The organism is Colwellia sp. 20A7 (assembly GCF_009832865.1).
Lineage (GTDB): Bacteria > Pseudomonadota > Gammaproteobacteria > Enterobacterales > Alteromonadaceae > Colwellia.
Genome location: NZ_CP047130.1, coordinates 4280772 through 4297751 on the forward strand (window position 1 = coordinate 4280772; position 16980 = coordinate 4297751).

The 16980-nt window shown below is 37.1% G+C and carries 10 protein-coding genes and 1 pseudogene; 7 read left to right on the top strand and 4 right to left on the bottom strand.

Translation table 11 applies throughout. The annotated features are described in order from the left end of the window. Entirely contained in the window at positions 1 to 618 is a 618-nt protein-coding gene (locus GQS55_RS18485; protein WP_159821980.1) for a DUF4956 domain-containing protein, read from the top strand. 10 nt (positions 619 to 628) lie between these two features. Beyond that, entirely contained in the window at positions 629 to 1714 is a 1086-nt protein-coding gene (locus GQS55_RS18490) for an OprO/OprP family phosphate-selective porin (RefSeq protein WP_159821982.1), read from the top strand. A 101-nt stretch (positions 1715 to 1815) separates the two neighbouring features. Here the strand turns inward: GQS55_RS18490 and GQS55_RS18495 are convergent, their stop codons facing one another. After that, the gene (locus tag GQS55_RS18495) at positions 1816 to 5133 is read right to left on the bottom strand and encodes a DEAD/DEAH box helicase (RefSeq protein ID WP_159821984.1); all 3318 of its coding nucleotides are present in this window, start codon (positions 5131 to 5133) and stop codon (positions 1816 to 1818) included. 443 nt (positions 5134 to 5576) lie between these two features. Here GQS55_RS18495 and GQS55_RS18500 point away from each other — a divergent pair, with 443 nt between their 5' ends. The 5 genes from GQS55_RS18500 (at position 5577) to GQS55_RS18520 (ending at position 12844) form a co-directional block, all read left to right on the top strand. Then, positions 5577 to 7712, top strand: coding sequence for a TonB-dependent siderophore receptor (locus GQS55_RS18500; protein ID WP_159821986.1), 2136 nt, complete (start codon positions 5577 to 5579; stop codon positions 7710 to 7712). 50 nt (positions 7713 to 7762) lie between these two features. Further along, the gene (locus GQS55_RS18505; RefSeq protein WP_159821988.1) at positions 7763 to 9022 is read left to right on the top strand and encodes a PepSY-associated TM helix domain-containing protein; all 1260 of its coding nucleotides are present in this window, start codon (positions 7763 to 7765) and stop codon (positions 9020 to 9022) included. 428 nt (positions 9023 to 9450) lie between these two features. Next, complete coding sequence (locus tag GQS55_RS18510) at positions 9451 to 10695, top strand: IS110 family transposase (RefSeq protein ID WP_159821990.1); 1245 nt, start codon at positions 9451 to 9453, stop codon at positions 10693 to 10695. A 340-nt stretch (positions 10696 to 11035) separates the two neighbouring features. After that, a complete protein-coding gene (locus tag GQS55_RS18515) occupies positions 11036 to 11650 on the top strand; it encodes a DUF6795 domain-containing protein (RefSeq protein ID WP_159821992.1) in 615 nt (204 codons plus the stop codon). 45 nt (positions 11651 to 11695) lie between these two features. Continuing rightward, positions 11696 to 12844, top strand: a complete 1149-nt coding sequence (locus GQS55_RS18520; protein WP_159821994.1) for a lipase family protein — start codon at positions 11696 to 11698, stop codon at positions 12842 to 12844. A 632-nt stretch (positions 12845 to 13476) separates the two neighbouring features. On the opposite strand, the gene GQS55_RS18525 is transcribed toward GQS55_RS18520, so the two are convergent. The 3 genes and pseudogenes from GQS55_RS18525 to GQS55_RS18535 form a co-directional block, all read right to left on the bottom strand. Next, a complete protein-coding gene (locus GQS55_RS18525; RefSeq protein WP_159820673.1) occupies positions 13477 to 14676 on the bottom strand; it encodes an IS91 family transposase in 1200 nt (399 codons plus the stop codon). Between the two features lie 9 nt (positions 14677 to 14685). Then, positions 14686 to 15411: pseudogene (locus GQS55_RS18530) on the bottom strand (tyrosine-type recombinase/integrase). Between the two features lie 543 nt (positions 15412 to 15954). After that, the gene (locus GQS55_RS18535) at positions 15955 to 16818 is read right to left on the bottom strand and encodes a YicC/YloC family endoribonuclease (RefSeq protein ID WP_159821996.1); all 864 of its coding nucleotides are present in this window, start codon (positions 16816 to 16818) and stop codon (positions 15955 to 15957) included. Between the last annotated feature and the right edge of the window lie 162 nt (positions 16819 to 16980).

The window sequence follows — 16980 nt, forward strand, 5'->3', positions numbered from 1 at the left end:
ATGACTGAATTAGACATCATTTTTATCACCCGTTTTTTCATAAACTTAGCGTCATTATTTCTATTATGTTACGCCTGTTATTATCGTGTTAACAAAAACTCAACCGTAGCAAGTTCCTTTGTTTTATTTGGTGTGGGTATTTTTGTGATCACTTACCTTCTGCATGGCGTTGATATGTCTATGGAGTTTTCTTTCGGACTATTTGCTGTTTTCACTATGCTCAGATACCGAACTGAATCTATTTCTATTAAAGAAATGACTTACTTGTTTTTAGTAACCGCGATTGCTTTATTAACATCGGTTGGTCAAATGAACTTAATGGATTTAATGACACTTAACATTGTGATTTGTCTCCTCGCTTTTGTAATGGACTCCAAACTATTTAGCAAAGGTTATCTAACACAAAGTATTTGTTATGAACGTATAGAAAATATAACGCCTGCAAATAGAAATATATTAATTAACGACTTAAGGATAAGAACGGGGTTACAAGTTGAAACTGTAGAAATTGAACATATCGACTTTCTGCGTGATACCGCTCAATTAATGGTGAGTTATAGCCCGCAGGCCCGCAATGCGGCTCATGCAGCTTCACAAACTCTAATTAAAACAAGCTAGAGGTAATACTATGAACCAGACTCCCTTACTTGCAAAATTAATAACATTTACATTATCTTGCTGTGTACTTAGCCCAATATTACAAGCAAAAAGTAATGATGTTGATATCAGTGGTTACGTTATGATTGATCATAATGATTTTGACGATTCCTTTTTAGAAAATGAGGGCGAGCCAACAAGCGAAACAGCTATTCGTCGCGCTCGACTTAGCTTTAAAAATAAAATTAATGATAATTGGAAAACAAAACTACAATTAGGGTTTTCCGATGACACAGCAGAGATTAAAGACGCGTATCTAAAATATAGCGGCTGGCAATGGGCGGATCTTACCTTAGGACAACAAAAAGAAGGCTTTGGCTTAGAAAAGTTAACCAGTTCACGTAACACCATGATGATGGAGCGCAGCTTAGTTACCGAAGCCCTTAGTCCTGGACGTTCTATCGGGGCCAATTTATCGGGTGATTTCTCATCGTTTACATGGCAACTTGGTTATTTTAGACCCGACGAAACTCAAAGTAGCTCAGCCGTAACAGGGAGATTGACTTGGCTTCCTTGGCAACAAGATAATAATCTGATTCACCTGGGTGTCGCATTTAGTGAGCGCGATCTTGATGGGAGTGAATATCGTATTAATGAACCCCTTGAAGTCAATTTTTCTGACTCTTTATTTGAGGGTACAGATCTATTAGCTGAAGATGTTTCTTTACAAGGAATAGAATTTCTATGGCAACAACATGGTTTTACGACAACGGCAGAATGGCAGAAAGCCCGAGTAACTGATGTTAATTCACAAGAGTATGATTATGAAGGTGGCTACTTACAAGTAAGCTATCAATTGTCGGGTGACAACCGAGAATATAAAAAAGGTGAATTGGGTAGTGTTGTTACACCGGGCTGGGAATTAACGAGCAGATATAGTGAATTAGAATTAGTTAACGAAGCAGAGAAAGCACAAATTTATTCAGTCGGCGTAAACTATACCATGGACAAAAACCTTAAATTCATGGCTGACTATATAAAAACCAAGCAATTGAAAAACAGTACTGAATTTGACGCAGGGAATGCTATTACTTTAAGAGCACAATATACTTTCTAATTTCAAGTTCATTAATTACATAACGTTTTAACTAGTAGTGAATACTAGTTAAAACGCATTCAAATTGGTACAAATATAGCGTAGTTAGGTTTACTTATATGCTAACTTAACGGCGCAAGCAGCGAACTTAGAATATCATCAGTTAAACTCAGTTTGTTATCACTTACTTCTTCCGACAATAATGCTTTAGCTAACTCTGCTTTATTTTTTTGTATTTTTTGAATCTTTTCTTCAATTGAATTTTCAATAATATACTTGTAAACAAAAACAGGTTTATTTTGTCCAATACGATAAGCTCTATCTGTCGCTTGATTCTCTACCGCAGGGTTCCACCAAGGATCAAAATGTATAACCGTATCTGCCGCAGTTAAGTTTAAGCCAACACCACCTGCTCTTAAGCTAATTAAAAATACCGGTACTTCACCTGCTTGGAATTTATCAACAACTTCTTGTCTGTTTTTGGTTGATCCTGTTAACTTAACATAACCAATATCTTCTTTTATTAATTCATCTTCTATTAACGCCAGCATACTGGTGAACTGTGAAAAAATAAGTATCTTACGACCTTCAGCAATTTGCTCAGGCAGTGTTTCCATTAAGTAATCAAGCTTAGCTGATTGATTAACCTTGTCAGCCCCTTTAAGAGACAACAATTTAGGATGATTACAAACTTGTCTTAGCTTTAATAAAGCGTCTAATACTTCAATTTGACTACGCTTTAAGCCTTTATCAGCAATAATATCTTTTAAACGACTATCCATTGCTAAACGTACCGACTCATAAAGTTCAGCTTGTTTGCCTTCAATACGTAAAGTCTGAATAATTTCTGTTTTCTTCGGTAATTCAGTTGCTATTTTGTCTTTAGTTCTACGTAAAATAAACGGCTTAATACGTTGATTTAATAACTGTTTACGCTCTTGTTCACCATGTTTCTCTATTGGCGTTCTAAAAAGCTTAGTAAACTGTTTTTGTCCGCCTAAAAATCCAGGCAGTAAAAAGTTAAATTGTGCCCAGAATTCGCCTAAATGATTTTCCATTGGCGTGCCTGTCAAACATAATTTATGTTTGGCTTTAAGCAACATAAACGCTTGATATAATTTAGTTTTGGTGTTTTTTATATAATGCGCTTCATCAAGAATTAGGTAATAAAATTGTTGTTCGCAATAATGTTCTAAATCTTTAGTTATTAAAGCGTAACTGGTTATAATAATATCAACCGATTGTTCAAGCCCTTCATCACCTTCAAGACAACCAAAGTGCTGTTTACGTTTTGTACCATGTAATATTTGATAAGAAAGCTCTGGTGTGAATTTCTCTATTTCATTTGCCCAGTTAAAAATAACACTTGTTGGCGCCACAATTAATACAGGTTTAGTCATTCGACCTTGCTGCTTTTCAATTAATAAGTGCGCCAAGGTTTGAATGGTTTTTCCTAGCCCCATATCATCGGCCAAAATACCATTTAATTGATACTCTCGCAAAAACTGCAACCAATTTAACCCTTGATGCTGATAAGCTCTTAACGTTGCATTTAAGCCTTCTGGTACGGTAACTGAATCAACTTGTTGAAAGTTTTTCAATTTATCAGCAAGTGCTCTTAACTTAGTTGTGCCTGTTGCTACCATTCCTTGATCATCTAACATTGATAAAGTTTGATGACTTTGAAAACGTGACAACTCCATAGTGCCGTCTTTGTTTAACGCATTAGGCATAAACAATTCAATAAATTGTTTTAAAATTGGTTGTACACTTTTATAGCGTAAAGCAACAAACTCACCATTTTCTAAATCAACATAAATTGGTGCATCAGGCTCTATTTGCAGTTCTTTTTCTTTAGCATCTGTTTCACTATCATCTATTTCCTGATTAAAAAGTGCGGATCTAGGCAACTGCTCAATCGCGCTAATCAAAATAGGAAATGCTGGCATTTTTTTGCCATCAATCGTTAAGTTTAGTCCTAATGAGAAAAAATCATGATCACCAGTTTCAATTACTTCTGCATCAAATACGCTATCGGTAGTTAGTGCTTTATAATGAAAATCGTCCGTAAAAGTTATATGCCACCCTAATTCTTTCAACAAGGGTAGTTTTTGATCTAAAAAGCGATGCCAAAAATAGCGACCTTGCATTAACATTAAAAATTCAGCTGGTTTTTCTTTTTTTAAAAAACCTTGGTGAGTATAAGCCTTACGCTTAGGCTGAGTTAAAAAATGCAAGGTATCTAGTTTATCAATAACCGATTGTTCAAAAGATAAATCACGATAAAGCTTGGTGTTATTGTCAGGGTCACTAACAGTAGCATCTTCATTATGCGGATTAACTAAATGGCCTTGATAAGAAAAATTAACTTTGACATAGCCCGACTGAGGCTCTGCTCTTGCAGGTGTAGAAAAATGTAAATACACCTCAGGCTTTGTTAATTCTTGTGAAAATTGTGTTTTAGGCTTAGGTAAACGCTGAACAGCATCTCCCAAAGACATGGATAATTTATTCATTACCCAAGGTAATTTATCTTCTTCAAAAATAGGAGAATTAAGTAAATCAGCTTCAAAATCACATTGCGTATTGGTTTTAATTTCTCCAAAGCAATTATGTTCTTCATCGTAATAGCACAGTGGTTGTGCTTTAATAATATGTATACTCGTTGAAGGCTCTTTTAAAACCAGTTGTAGAGTATGTAAGCTGTTATCTAGTGATAACCATTGCCAGTTTGCCTCTAACGGCTCACCTAAAGTAATCGCTTGATCTAAGTCATAATTGGCATGCCAAAAACAACGATTGGTGTTAATAATACGTTCAAACAAATCAAAATATTTAATATTTTCACCAAATTGATTCGTTCGCATCAGTTCAGTAAGAATAGCAACATCATCATTATTTGCATAAGAACTATTAATGAGAGAGGTTGTAGAATATTCACTAATAAGTGATTTGCTCCAGCCACCACTTTTCTTTGGCCGCGTAGACTTAACTTCTAAGGTAAGGTAGTCGTCTTCGTTATAACTGTTTGGTTGTAAGAAATAGACGAGTGATTTTTGTTGGCTATTAGACTGATAACGACTCGGTTGTGCTTGAAAACGATTAATCCATTTTTCAATAACTTTCTCAGAAGAAGCGGTACTACTCTCATCAAAGTTCTGCAGAATGAAACACTGGGCTAATGCCGCGCCATGTTTACAATCGCGGCCAATATAACAATCACAATAACTGGCAATAACACCCGACTTATTATTAAAAATTAAACGTGTTAAATAACTGTCCTGACGAGAACGTTCACTAAAAACGACACCTCGAATAGTTTCTCCATCAAGGGCGCAAGTTTTAACACCTTTGTTTTGAAAAATCCTTGTTCCTTTTTTCCACTCATTCAGGGTAAAATTTTGTTCAAGTAATTCAGGTGTAAATGTATTGTTAGTCATAAATTTTTATTATTAACTCTTCGACTTAGCCACACTTATAGAAAAGTGTCTTTGAAATATGATGTTAATTTTCCATGTGATATATCATGGTAGCACTAAAGCCTTAGAAGCATCTAGTCCCCCATTATCATACATGTTGTATTGTTATTCAGTATAATTATCGGTTAAGTGGCCAATTATTTACCACTTGCCAATCAAACGCTACTCAAAAAAAAATAAGTCAATTAAAAACATATGGTTACAATTTTTACATATAAATACCATCACAAAAGTAAGCATTACTATGTAAATATTTATGCCGACAAAACGATCAACCTAATGTAAAAATCGTCTATTAATACTGATTACTTTAAAGTATATACACTATTTAATTGCTTATAATAATGATAATAGTTACCATTTACACAATTATTACCAGTGATTTTGTTCTTTAAGGCGTTGTGATGTTTACAAGAAAAAAAATATTAGTTTGTTTATCCCTGTCTACTTTTATCATTTCAGATAATTTATCCGCTGCAACAAATGAAAAAATTGAGACAATTGAAGTTGTTGGCCGAGCGCAGCAGTTTTACCTAGAAACTGAAAGTAAAATTGGTACTAAAACTGACTTATCTTTACTTGAATTACCGCAATCAGCACAGGTATTAACTGAACAACTTATTATTGACCAAGCTGCACGAGATATTACCGATCTTTATCGTTCTATTGCTGGTGTGAGTGAATTTAGCTACTCAGGTGTAACTTTCCGTGGATTTCGTGATGATGCTAATGTGTTTTACGATGGCGTTAGAGGCGACCCTTATTCAGGTTTTGGTGTACCACAACTTTTCAATGTTAATCGTGTAGAAGTGCTTAAAGGTCCTGCCTCAGCACTGTACGGTGGCGGTGAACCCGGTGGTATGATTAATTACGTCACTAAAAAACCAAGTTTCAATGATAAGCGTATAGTAAAGCTTACCCTTGGTGATAACGCTACACGCGGTGCATCATTAGACTTAACCGGTGGATTGTCGGAAGATGTTGCTTACCGATTAGGTGGGTTTTACGAGCAAGAAGATAGCTTTAGAAATAATGCTGACGCTAAAAACACCGAAATAGTCGGTGGTTTAACCTTTAACCTTGCCGATGCAACGACATTAACAACCAGTGTTGACTGGATTAAACAAGACTTAGGCGGTAATCGCTTACGTGGTGTACCTACCGATGATCAAGGTAATTTCCTTGTTGATCCATCGTATAACGCTAACGAAAAATTCGACTACCAAAATATGGAAGCCTTAGTGTTACAAGCAAACTTAAATCATTATTTTACTGATGATTTTTATGTTGATACAACATTTCGTTATTTAGATAACGAACGTGACCAAGCATATCATGAGTCTCGTGAATGGGTAGATGTAAACGGTGATGGTGAAGCAAATATTGACGACCAAACAATTAAACGTGAATACCGTAAACAATACCGTGCCAATAAAGAAAGCAGCTTAACGACAGATTTTGTTTATTTGCTTGATACAGACAGCATAGATCATCAGTTATTATTCGGGGCAGATATTCATCACGTTGACACAGAATATGACTATTTACGTGCTCGATACGAAGCGGATGGCGTAGAAAATCTTAATATTTTCACACTAAATTATGGCTTAACAGACCCTTCAACATACAACTTAACAGATCAAGGTGGCGACGGTGTCAATACTGATCGTTATGGTATCTATGTACAAGATGTGATGAAATTTAATGAACAATGGACATTTATAGCAGGTCTTCGTTACGACAATTTTAAAGAATATAATCAAGCCACAGGTTATAGCTACTCTGACCATGGTGTAACACCACGCGTTGCGTTAACGTATCAACCACAAGAAAACTTATCTGTTTATATCAACTACTCTGAGAGTTTCAATCCTGTATCTTCAAGCGATCAAGAAGGCGTTGCTAGTGAAGGGTTACTAGAGCCAGAAACAGGTAAACAAACAGAAATTGGTATAAAAAATTCGTGGTTCGACGGAAAAATGATGAGTACTTTCGCTATTTATCGCATTAATAAGCAAAATGTAGTGATGTCAAATCCAGATGAAAATGCCGGTGATAGCGGAATTCCTGAATTACTTAATGTTGGAGAAGTAGAAAGTAACGGATTTGAATCCACCTTAGTCGGTGATATTAATGACAATATCACGATTACAGCTAACTATGCATACAACGACACTTCGGTTATTAAAGGTGTCACTGGCGATACAATTACTAATGCCTTTGGTGATGGAAGCAAATTTACTAACGCACCTAAGCATCAAGCAGGATTATGGACTCGATATGCAATAAGCACTATTGATTCATCAATTGCCTTTGGTGTAAATTATGTTAGTAAACAATATAGTTTAGATGGGCAAACGGTTAAACCTTTTACCGTGTTTGATATGAGTTGGACAACAAGATGGGACGATTTACTGCTAAGCATTAATATCGATAACCTACTAGATAAAGAATATGCTGTTAGCGGTTTCAGTCAGCGTAATGGCCACTTTCCTGGAAGTCCGCGCAGTGTTATCGGCCAATTAACTTACCAATTTTAATCCCTTAAGGAAATGACGCTTAAATTTATTTAAACTCACCCTTCTATTTTATGACACAAAAAAATTGGTTTTCGCTACATCACTGGGCAGGCTTTCATTTAAGTCTGCTGCTTTCTTTTGTGTTAGTAACCGGAACATTCGCAACCATTTCAACTGATTTAGATTGGTTAACTAACTCCGCTATTAGAGCTGAACACCAAGTAACCGATGACCAAAAATTAAATTGGCCAGCATTATTAACGCGAGTTAATTATCACTTCCCTGAAACCAAAATAGACAGTATTAATAGGCCTCAATTACCATGGCATAATATTGAAGTGATCGCGCGTGATATTGAAGGTGAACGATTTAGAATTTATCTCGATGCATTTGATCATCGCATTACAGGTGAAGGTCTATGGCTTAATTGGCAACGCTTTTTTCGACAGGTACACCGACATTTAATGCTACCGACCCAATGGGGGATTACTATTGTTGGTCTACTAGGCCTAGCAATGCTATTACTATTCATTACTTCATTTTATATATATCGACATTGGTGGCGATATTTCTTTGCATTTGGTCGTATAAAATCAAGCTTCAATGCAAGTAAAACATTAGCACCTGCCACAACACCACGAAAAGAAGCCAGTACAAAACGCCTATTTTGGGCTGAATTACATAAACTTATTGGTTTGTGGAGTTTATGGCTTGTGTTGATCATTAGCCTCACTGGTACTTGGTACTTAGCTGAAAAATGGGGGGCTAACGCTAGTTATCCAACCATAGAAAATAGTGTAACAACAGTTTCATCAACTGATATAACGTCATCATCAACAACAGCATTATCAAAGGCTGTTGAATATCTATCAACGCATAATCCTCACTATATTATTAACCAAATACGTTTTACTCCTGATCAACAACGGATTGAAATTGACGGACAAGAACATGCTTTATTAGTAAGAGATCGTGCTAATAAAAAAGTATTTGATAGCCTTAGTGGTGAGTACATTGGTGGCCGAGAAGGCGATAAGTTAAATTGGCACCTTCGAATATCTGAAGCCGCAGACCCACTACATTTTGGTACATTTTCAAGTTGGATATACCGGTATGTTTGGTTTGTCTTTGGTCTTGCCTTAAGCTTTCTTAGCTTTAGTGGCATTTATATGTACTTCTTACGATTAAGACAAACCGGAAAATTGAAAAACGTAGAAGAAACGAGTGCTTTGCGCATTTTATGGCTTAAAACTCACTGGGTAAAATGGCCTTCTATTACTTTACTGATTATTTGTACTGCTCTCGTTTTTATCGACTTTGTTATTCGCTAAACGTATAAAATTCTAGTTTATCCATATATCTTGAAACTGAGGAATAATTAACTGATTTTTGAACTCAACTCAGTGTACTATCCCAGACATTAATCATATCATAAACAGTCTATTCATTGACTCATCTGATGGCTATTCAGAACCTAAATCGGTCAAAAATAATGGCTATACTTACCTAAAGTTAAGTCGGCTAGGATACGAATATAGTCCTTTCAGTCTGAATAAGTCTATAATTAGGGTGTTCAGATCATGTGCCTATTTCATACGAATATTGATACGATATCATTTCGATGGTTACCGCTTTACTTTCGATGTCATAGGGACGCCTTAGCTTAAAAACGAATACTCAGGGCTTGCCCATAAACGCTATCTATATCGCTTTCGAAAAGCTTTGGCATACATGCTGACAATAACAATTGGAGGTAATTATGACTAAGTTTTCAGTTTATATTGGTATTGATTGGGCAAATGATAAGCACGATGTATGTGTTCAAGTGGCTAATTCAAGTACACGAAAGTTTGAAGTAATTAAGCACTCACCTAAGTCGATCAACGAATGGATAAGCAGTCTTCATAAGCAATACAAAGGACAAATAGCTGTTGCTATTGAACTATCCAAAGGGCCTATAGTTTACGCACTTCAAAAGTTTGATTTTGTCACTATTCATCCCGTTAACACTTCAATGTTAGCTCAATACCGTAAAGCTTTTTCACCCAGCGGTGCAAAAGACGACCCAACGGACGCCGAGCTTGCTTTAGATTTAATGCTGAGATATCCCAATAAAATTAAAGCATTAAAAATGGAAAGTGAATCGGTTAGGAAGTTGACGTATCTAGTCGAACAGCGTCGTAAGTTAGTTGAAGACAAAAGGCGGTTTAGCAACCGATTAATCATTACACTTAAAGAATATTACCCTCATTTACTCGATTGGTTTTCACATCGAGGGTCTGGGATGTTTTGTGATTTCATTACACGTTGGCCCAACCTACAAAAACTTAAAAGAGCTAGAGCTGATACATTGAAAAAGTTCTTTGGTTCATACCCAGGACGCACTGCGGCATATAGCGTTAAGCGTATTCAGTCTATTAGTGAAGCAGAGCCACTCACGCTCGATAACGCAGTCATCGAGTCGCACCAACTGCTTGCAGTTGCATTAGCTAATCAAATGCTTGTTGCTGTGAAGGTTATTAAGGTCTTTGATAAAGAAATTAGTGAGTTGTTTAATGCTGTGCCTGATGCAGAGCTTTACAACTCATTGCCGGGTACTGGCCCATGTTTAGCACCTAGGCTATTAGTGGCTATTGGGGAAAACCGTAGTCGATTCAATAGCGCATCGGAAATTCAAATGTATGCAGGGATAGCGCCCGTAACGGTGCGTAGTGGTCAAAAGAGCTGGATCCATTGGCGATATCAGTGTAGTAAATTTACTCGCCAATCATTTATAGAGTGGGCGGCTAAAAGCATAAGGCAATCTTATTGGGCGGAAATTTATTATCAGCAGCAAAGGGAAAAAGGTAATACCCACCAGGCAGCTGTGCGTTCGTTAGCATTTAAGTGGATACGGATCGTATATCGTTGCTGGAAAACTAAAGAGCCATACAATGAAGCTAAGTATTTAAAAGCATTGAGCGACAGGAATTCCCCATTACTTTTTAAAGAAAAAGCTTGTTAAAGGTCTCAGGGCGTAGAGCAGACGTTAGATAAAATACTTAATTCACTGTTTTATCTTTGTAAAGTCAGTCAAAGATTTAATCTCGTCGTTGACCAACAACCAATACCCACGCGTAATTCTCGCCTAGATAATTATTTGTACCATTTTGGTGAACTCTTCATATTAGTTATAGGGACAATGTTTTGCTTAACACTGCATGAATTATTAGTTTGTTATCCTGATTGCTTTATATATTACTACTGAGCAAACTTATATTATAAGCGACTTATTGATTTACTTTAAATAGCTTAATATAATCTTCAACCTATTATTAAGCATAACGTCAAAGGAGGGTGTTATTATGTTGAAGGATCAATCGTATCGTAAATTACTTTCTCCTATCAGCTTATTTATTCTGTGTTTAACCCTTATAGCTCTATTTATTTACTCTATGGAGAGTCAAGCCATGTTTGGTTTTTTTAAACGTCATACGGTAGAAATGTCCCCAGAAGTACGTGGTCGTATTACCGACGGTGGTAAACCTATCGTGGGGATGCAAGTCGCACGCAGCCTTTCGTATGAAGGGTATGAAAAAGGAAAAGAACAATTAGAGCATACTTTTACCAATGAAAATGGTGAGTTTTCTTTTAAGCCTATGATAATAAAATCTCGTATGCCCGGTGATTTGTTTGGTCAGAATATGTTAGTTAAACAATCGGTTTATGTTGAGCGTGGTGAGGATTTATATTCATTATGGTTCACTCGAAAACCTTGGGATCCAATACAGCCGATGTCTGATTTATTGTTACAACTTAATGCTGACTTACAAAATAAAGAAGTACAGCATCAAATAGATACAACAGATTTCGGTGGAATGCCTTCTCAAGGAGTCATATCTATTTGCTACTGGCAAAGCGAGTTAATTTCGACCTATTACAATAATGAATTAATTACCTCATACGCTGAAGTTAATTAAAGCAAAATTATTACTTTTTATAAATACATAACGTAAGGAAACATTATGACAGCAATATCACCACGAGTGGCTTCTGATCTAGCTTTAGTATCATACAGTATAAAAGGTCCTCTAAATAAAAGTGATAAATTAATACTTAACCCTGAAACAAAAAGCAATTTTAAATTTAACCTATCTAAAAATGTTCATAAAGGCACTTCGGGCGGCTTTTTTTGGCGTCAAGAAACAGGTTTTGCTTTAATTGGCCAAGGACATAGCACACTACACAAACAAGATCATGTTGTTGCTTTTCGAGGAACCGACTCTTTAGCGGATGCACTGACAGATGTTACTTGTCATAGTACTAATAGCGATAATAGTCAGGCAGTACATACGGGATTTCAACGCAGTTTTGCCTCGTTAAGACCTTCTCTTTATGACTACTTTAATCAACCCGAAGTCAGAAAGCAGCAAGGCATTGTACATTGTGTGGGGCATAGTTTAGGTGGCGGTTTAGCAACATTGGCCGCAGACTGGATAAAAACAGAATTTAAGAAAACAGTTTATTTATACACTTTTGGCGCGCCGCGCGTAGGCAAAAAAGACTTTGTCATACACCACAGTGCTCGTGTTGATAAAATGTTTAGATGTGTACACGGAGCCGATCCCGTACCTAAAGTACCGCTGTGGCCGTTTTATCATGCGCCATTAAATGGTAATGAATATGTATTGTCTCGCGCTCAAGGTATCGACACTTCAGCTCATTCAATGATAAAAGGACCTGCATATATTAAAACGGCGAACCACAGTAGTTGGGATGGCTTATACCGCCAATCTGCAACTTCGGTTAGCCAACGGGTAGTACTCAATTATAACAACCGTTTGCATACTACATACTCTACTCATTGGGCTGATAAAATAGCCGCAGCGGTAATGATAGACGGTGGCGCTACCGGTATTATTGCCAGCCTACAAGTTGCTGGTACCGCTATTGGCACTGTTTACGATGTTATGGCGCGCACTCTCGCGGATATTGCAAAAATAAAAACAGAGCAAACAGAGCCATTAAGAGGGTTGCTTGCGTGCATGTTAGCTTTTGCAGGCAAAGGTGTCAGTATACCTATTGAGTTCACCGAAAAATTTATTCGATGGGTGTTTAGTGTCACTATCGGCCGTTTACAAAAAGCAGCAAGACAAGCAATCAAGCAGAATTAACAGGAGGCTCTATCAAAATAAGGTTATCAAGGACATGGGCACAAAGCCTCTTTTAGGTCATGTGTTACTATTTTCAGGTGAATATGGCTCGATTCCAATTGTACTTATAAATTTATTCGGTGAGTATTTGATATCACGTTAGGTCGATTAACTAAAACCGCTAAAATGGTACTAAAAGCAACATAGTGTTCATTTGGATAATTGCATAAAAAACCGCCAATAACATATTTTATCGACGGTTTTTTAATTTTATTTTTTCCCTTTTTAGGCTCAATGAACTGACGTTAGTAACTCAAAAGCTAAGGTCAGCTGTTGTTTAGGTTTGTTAGATACCAGTCGCGACAAAACACCATAAGATCCACAAGCTTCACTCCTCAGACGGGTGTATAACAAACTCCAGAGAACGAAACCGCGTGACACAAACACTTACTATGGGGATTGCTATATCGTGGTTGAGGGTTTTATTGGGTAATTTTGAATTAACGCTTGATGTTGCTTGGTTTTAGTTGGCATAAGCGACTTATTAACGAGTAAAAACTCAATGAAGTATAGCGCCATATTCGCTATTGTGGTGTTTTTGGCAAAGCGATCCCTTATCAACATTCGATAATATTAACACTTATTTCTATTTGCTAATTTACACGCTTGATTGGTGGTGCGCGAGGCTTCAACTGACAAAGTAGAATCTCACTAATAATCATTGGCCCACTACATTTTGGGCAGGTAAATACAATACCTTTTGCAGGTGGAAGTGATTTACCCTCAACTAATTCCCTTGTGGTTACTTCCGGCACTTTTACATTGAGTAGGCCCTTAATTTTAGTTAAATTCTTCTTACAAGTCGTATTTGCAATCAAGCCATAATGTCTAATACGTTGAAACCCTGAAGGTAAAGCATGTAATAAAAAGCGCCGTATAAATTCACCATGGCTTAATGTCATCGTTCGGTATCGCTTTGACGCTTTAGCACGATAGTTTTTACAACGAAACGTGACATCCTTTTCATCACTTTTAACCAAGCGACTATTGGATATGGCTACGCGGTGTGTATAACGAGCAAGGTAAGCGAAAACAGCTTTAGGCCCTGCAAAAGGTCTTTTAGCATAAACGACCCATTCCTTTTTTCGTAATGGCGTAAGCCATTGCGTAAACGACACTTCATCTTCAAGCTGCTTACTTTTACCAAAGAATACCAGTTGGTTTTGTTGATAAGCTTGCGCTAATTTCTCAAGATATAGTCGACGAAACAATCGAGATAACACACGAACAGGCAGGAAGAAGCCTGATTTACTCGATACCCATTTCTCCCCATCAAGAGACAAACCACCGCCTGGTACAATACCATGCACATGTGGATGATGAGTCATCGCAGATCCCCATGTATGTAGGACAAAAGTAACCCCTAATTTAGCGCCGAGTCGCTTTTCATCAGCGCCTATCGTTAGAAGCGTTTGTGCAGCAGTTTTCAGTAATAAACCATACATTATCGACTTGTTGTAGTAGGCTATGTCTGCGATTTCTTTTGGTAAGGTAAAAACCAAATGATAATAATCGACAGGTAGTAGTTGCGCTTGTCTCGCTTCAAGCCATCTTTTTGCTGAGCTTGCTTGGCATTTTGGGCAATGTCTATTACGACATGAGTTATAAGAAATATGCGTCTTATGACATGATTGGCAATAAAGTTGATGGCCACCTAACACCTCTGTTCGACAATTTTCAATGGCTGACATGATTTTCAATTGACTGAGGTTAATATGTCCTTGATTGTGTTCACGCCATTGTTGACCATGATGTCGAAATATATCAGATATTTCTAATTGAGGACGAGTCATGGTGAATACTCACGACTTGTCCTTATCTTTTGTCTTATCCTTGTTTTCTAAAGCATCAAGTGGACTGATAACTTCGCGTAATAAGCTTGTTGCGACCTGAGCATATAAAGCCGTGGTACCTAATTTAGCATGCCCAAGCAATACCTGTATGACACGTATATCAACATGCGCTTCAAGTAAATGTGTCGCAAAGCTGTGACGTCAGGTATGCATCGATACCCTTTTATTAATACCAGCATTATTGGCTGTAGCTGTACAAACTCTAGAAAGCTGACGACTCGTCATATGATTAATTGGATTAAGTCCTGGGAACAACCAACCTTCACGGTGCATTTGCCCATGTTTATTAGCAAACAACCACCATTGTCGTAAATGCGCGAGTAGCGCAGGAGATAACATAGCGTATCTATCTCGGCTTCCTTTACCTTGTTCAACGCGAAGCACCATACGCTCACTGTCTATATCTGAGACTTTAAGCGAAACAACTTCGCTAACGCGAAGCCCCGCACCATAAGCAACAGAAAATGCAGCATGGTATTTGGGGTGAGCAGCGCTTGCAAGAAACAGCTTTATCTCTTCTAGACTTAAAATAATAGGTAACTTACGTGCGACCGAAACAGTGGTTAATTTGGTGAGTAGCTGTGGTTTATCTAACGTAACATTATATAAAAACCTTAAACCAGAAAGGGTGCTATTAATCGTTGGTCCTGTTGCGCCGTCTTTAACTAAAAACAATTGGAACTCGCGTAAATTGTCACGGGTAGCATGTTCAGGTGAATGTTTGTGTTTTCACAAAAACGATTTAGTGCTCGGACATAATCTATTTGTGTTTTAGCTGTAAGATTACGGATAACCATGTCTTCAGTGAAACGTTGGCTCAGCTCAGGATTAAAATAAGTAGAAAAAATCATGTTAAAACCCCTCGTTAATTGAGACGAAATGCCTCAATACTAAGAGTAGAAAAGAATATGAAAATTAGAAGGTAATACAGAGCTAGCCAAGTACGCCATTACCGCGGAGCGGTTTAGTTCTTTGGCTAATATTTGTCGTAATGGGCAGCTAATGCCGAATGTCCACTTTGTCGACTTACCATCCTCAAACTCTCAAATCAGCTTTATAAAGTGTTAACAATTAAACCTGATCATATTTGATCAATTTATTAGCGACTAGCTTTTTTAAGTGTGAATCATTGTTAAACCTGACACAAACATCCATAAAGAAAGCCTCGATTATCGAGGCTTTCTTAGAAATATAGAACTAAATTAAACTGAAAAAAAATTATTCAATATTTGCTATCTGCTCTCGCATTTGTTCAATTAATACTTTTAACTCAACTGCACTAGCAGTAATGTCGGTATTAATCGATTTTGAGCCAAGGGTATTCGCTTCACGATTAAATTCTTGCATCATGAAGTCTAAACGACGGCCTTGAGCGCCACCCTTCTCTAATATTTTTTTAGTTTCGCCAACATGACTATTTAAGCGGTCAAGTTCTTCGGCAACATCCATTTTTTGAGCAAGTAAAACTAACTCTTGTTCAACGCGCCCTGAATCGAGATCAATCTTCGCATCAGTAAATTTTTCAATAATACGATTACGCTGCCAAGCAATAATTTCAGGCATAAAGTTTTGTACTTTATTAGCTTCTGTGGTTATTGCATCTAAACGTTGAGCTATCATACCTTTAAGGTTTTCACCTTCACTAGCACGTGCGGCAATAAAATCTTTAAGGGCTTGATCAAAAGCGGCAAGTAATTCAGCCTGAATAGCAGACATATCAGATTCAGGGGCTTCCATAACGCCTGGCCAACGCATTACTTCAAATGGGTTTACTTGGCTGTTAAGTGTTTGCTCATTAATCCAATTGGCATGTTGTAAAAGTTGTAGCGCAAGGTTTTCATTTAATGCTAATTCACTTTTATTAGCTACATTGGCATTAAAACGTAAATTACATTCAACTTTACCGCGATTAAGTTGTTTACGAAAACGTTCGCGTAACACAGGTTCTATACCGCGAAACTGTTCAGGTAAACGAAAATAGGTTTCTAAAAAGCGTTGATTAACTGAGCGAATTTCCCAAACGGCGTTTCCCCAATCACCTTTAACTTCTACACGAGAGAAAGCAGTCATGCTGTAAATCATAGTTAACCCTTGTTCATATTGTTACAAATAAAGGTAAATTATGCCTGAGCTTGTTTAATCTAGCTAGAGCTTCACTTAGTTAAGCTTATTATTAAAATCACAATAATACCAATCTCACTAGCTATCTGATCATTTCTACTTGCTAAAATCACCAACTACATC

Bases quoted from the DNA above. Each gene is read 5' to 3' on its own strand.
- GQS55_RS18535 (WP_159821996.1), bottom strand. From the start codon at position 16,818: ATGATTTACAGCATGACTGCTTTCTCTCGTGTAGAAGTTAAAGGTGAT.
- GQS55_RS18520 (WP_159821994.1), top strand. From the start codon at position 11,696: ATGACAGCAATATCACCACGAGTGGCTTCTGATCTAGCTTTAGTATCA.
- GQS55_RS18525 (WP_159820673.1), bottom strand. From the start codon at position 14,676: ATGACTCGTCCTCAATTAGAAATATCTGATATATTTCGACATCATGGT.
- GQS55_RS18495 (WP_159821984.1), bottom strand. From the start codon at position 5,133: ATGACTAACAATACATTTACACCTGAATTACTTGAACAAAATTTTACC.
- GQS55_RS18510 (WP_159821990.1), top strand. From the start codon at position 9,451: ATGACTAAGTTTTCAGTTTATATTGGTATTGATTGGGCAAATGATAAG.
- GQS55_RS18515 (WP_159821992.1), top strand. From the start codon at position 11,036: ATGTTGAAGGATCAATCGTATCGTAAATTACTTTCTCCTATCAGCTTA.
- GQS55_RS18505 (WP_159821988.1), top strand. From the start codon at position 7,763: ATGACACAAAAAAATTGGTTTTCGCTACATCACTGGGCAGGCTTTCAT.
- GQS55_RS18490 (WP_159821982.1), top strand. From the start codon at position 629: ATGAACCAGACTCCCTTACTTGCAAAATTAATAACATTTACATTATCT.
- GQS55_RS18500 (WP_159821986.1), top strand. From the start codon at position 5,577: ATGTTTACAAGAAAAAAAATATTAGTTTGTTTATCCCTGTCTACTTTT.
- GQS55_RS18485 (WP_159821980.1), top strand. From the start codon at position 1: ATGACTGAATTAGACATCATTTTTATCACCCGTTTTTTCATAAACTTA.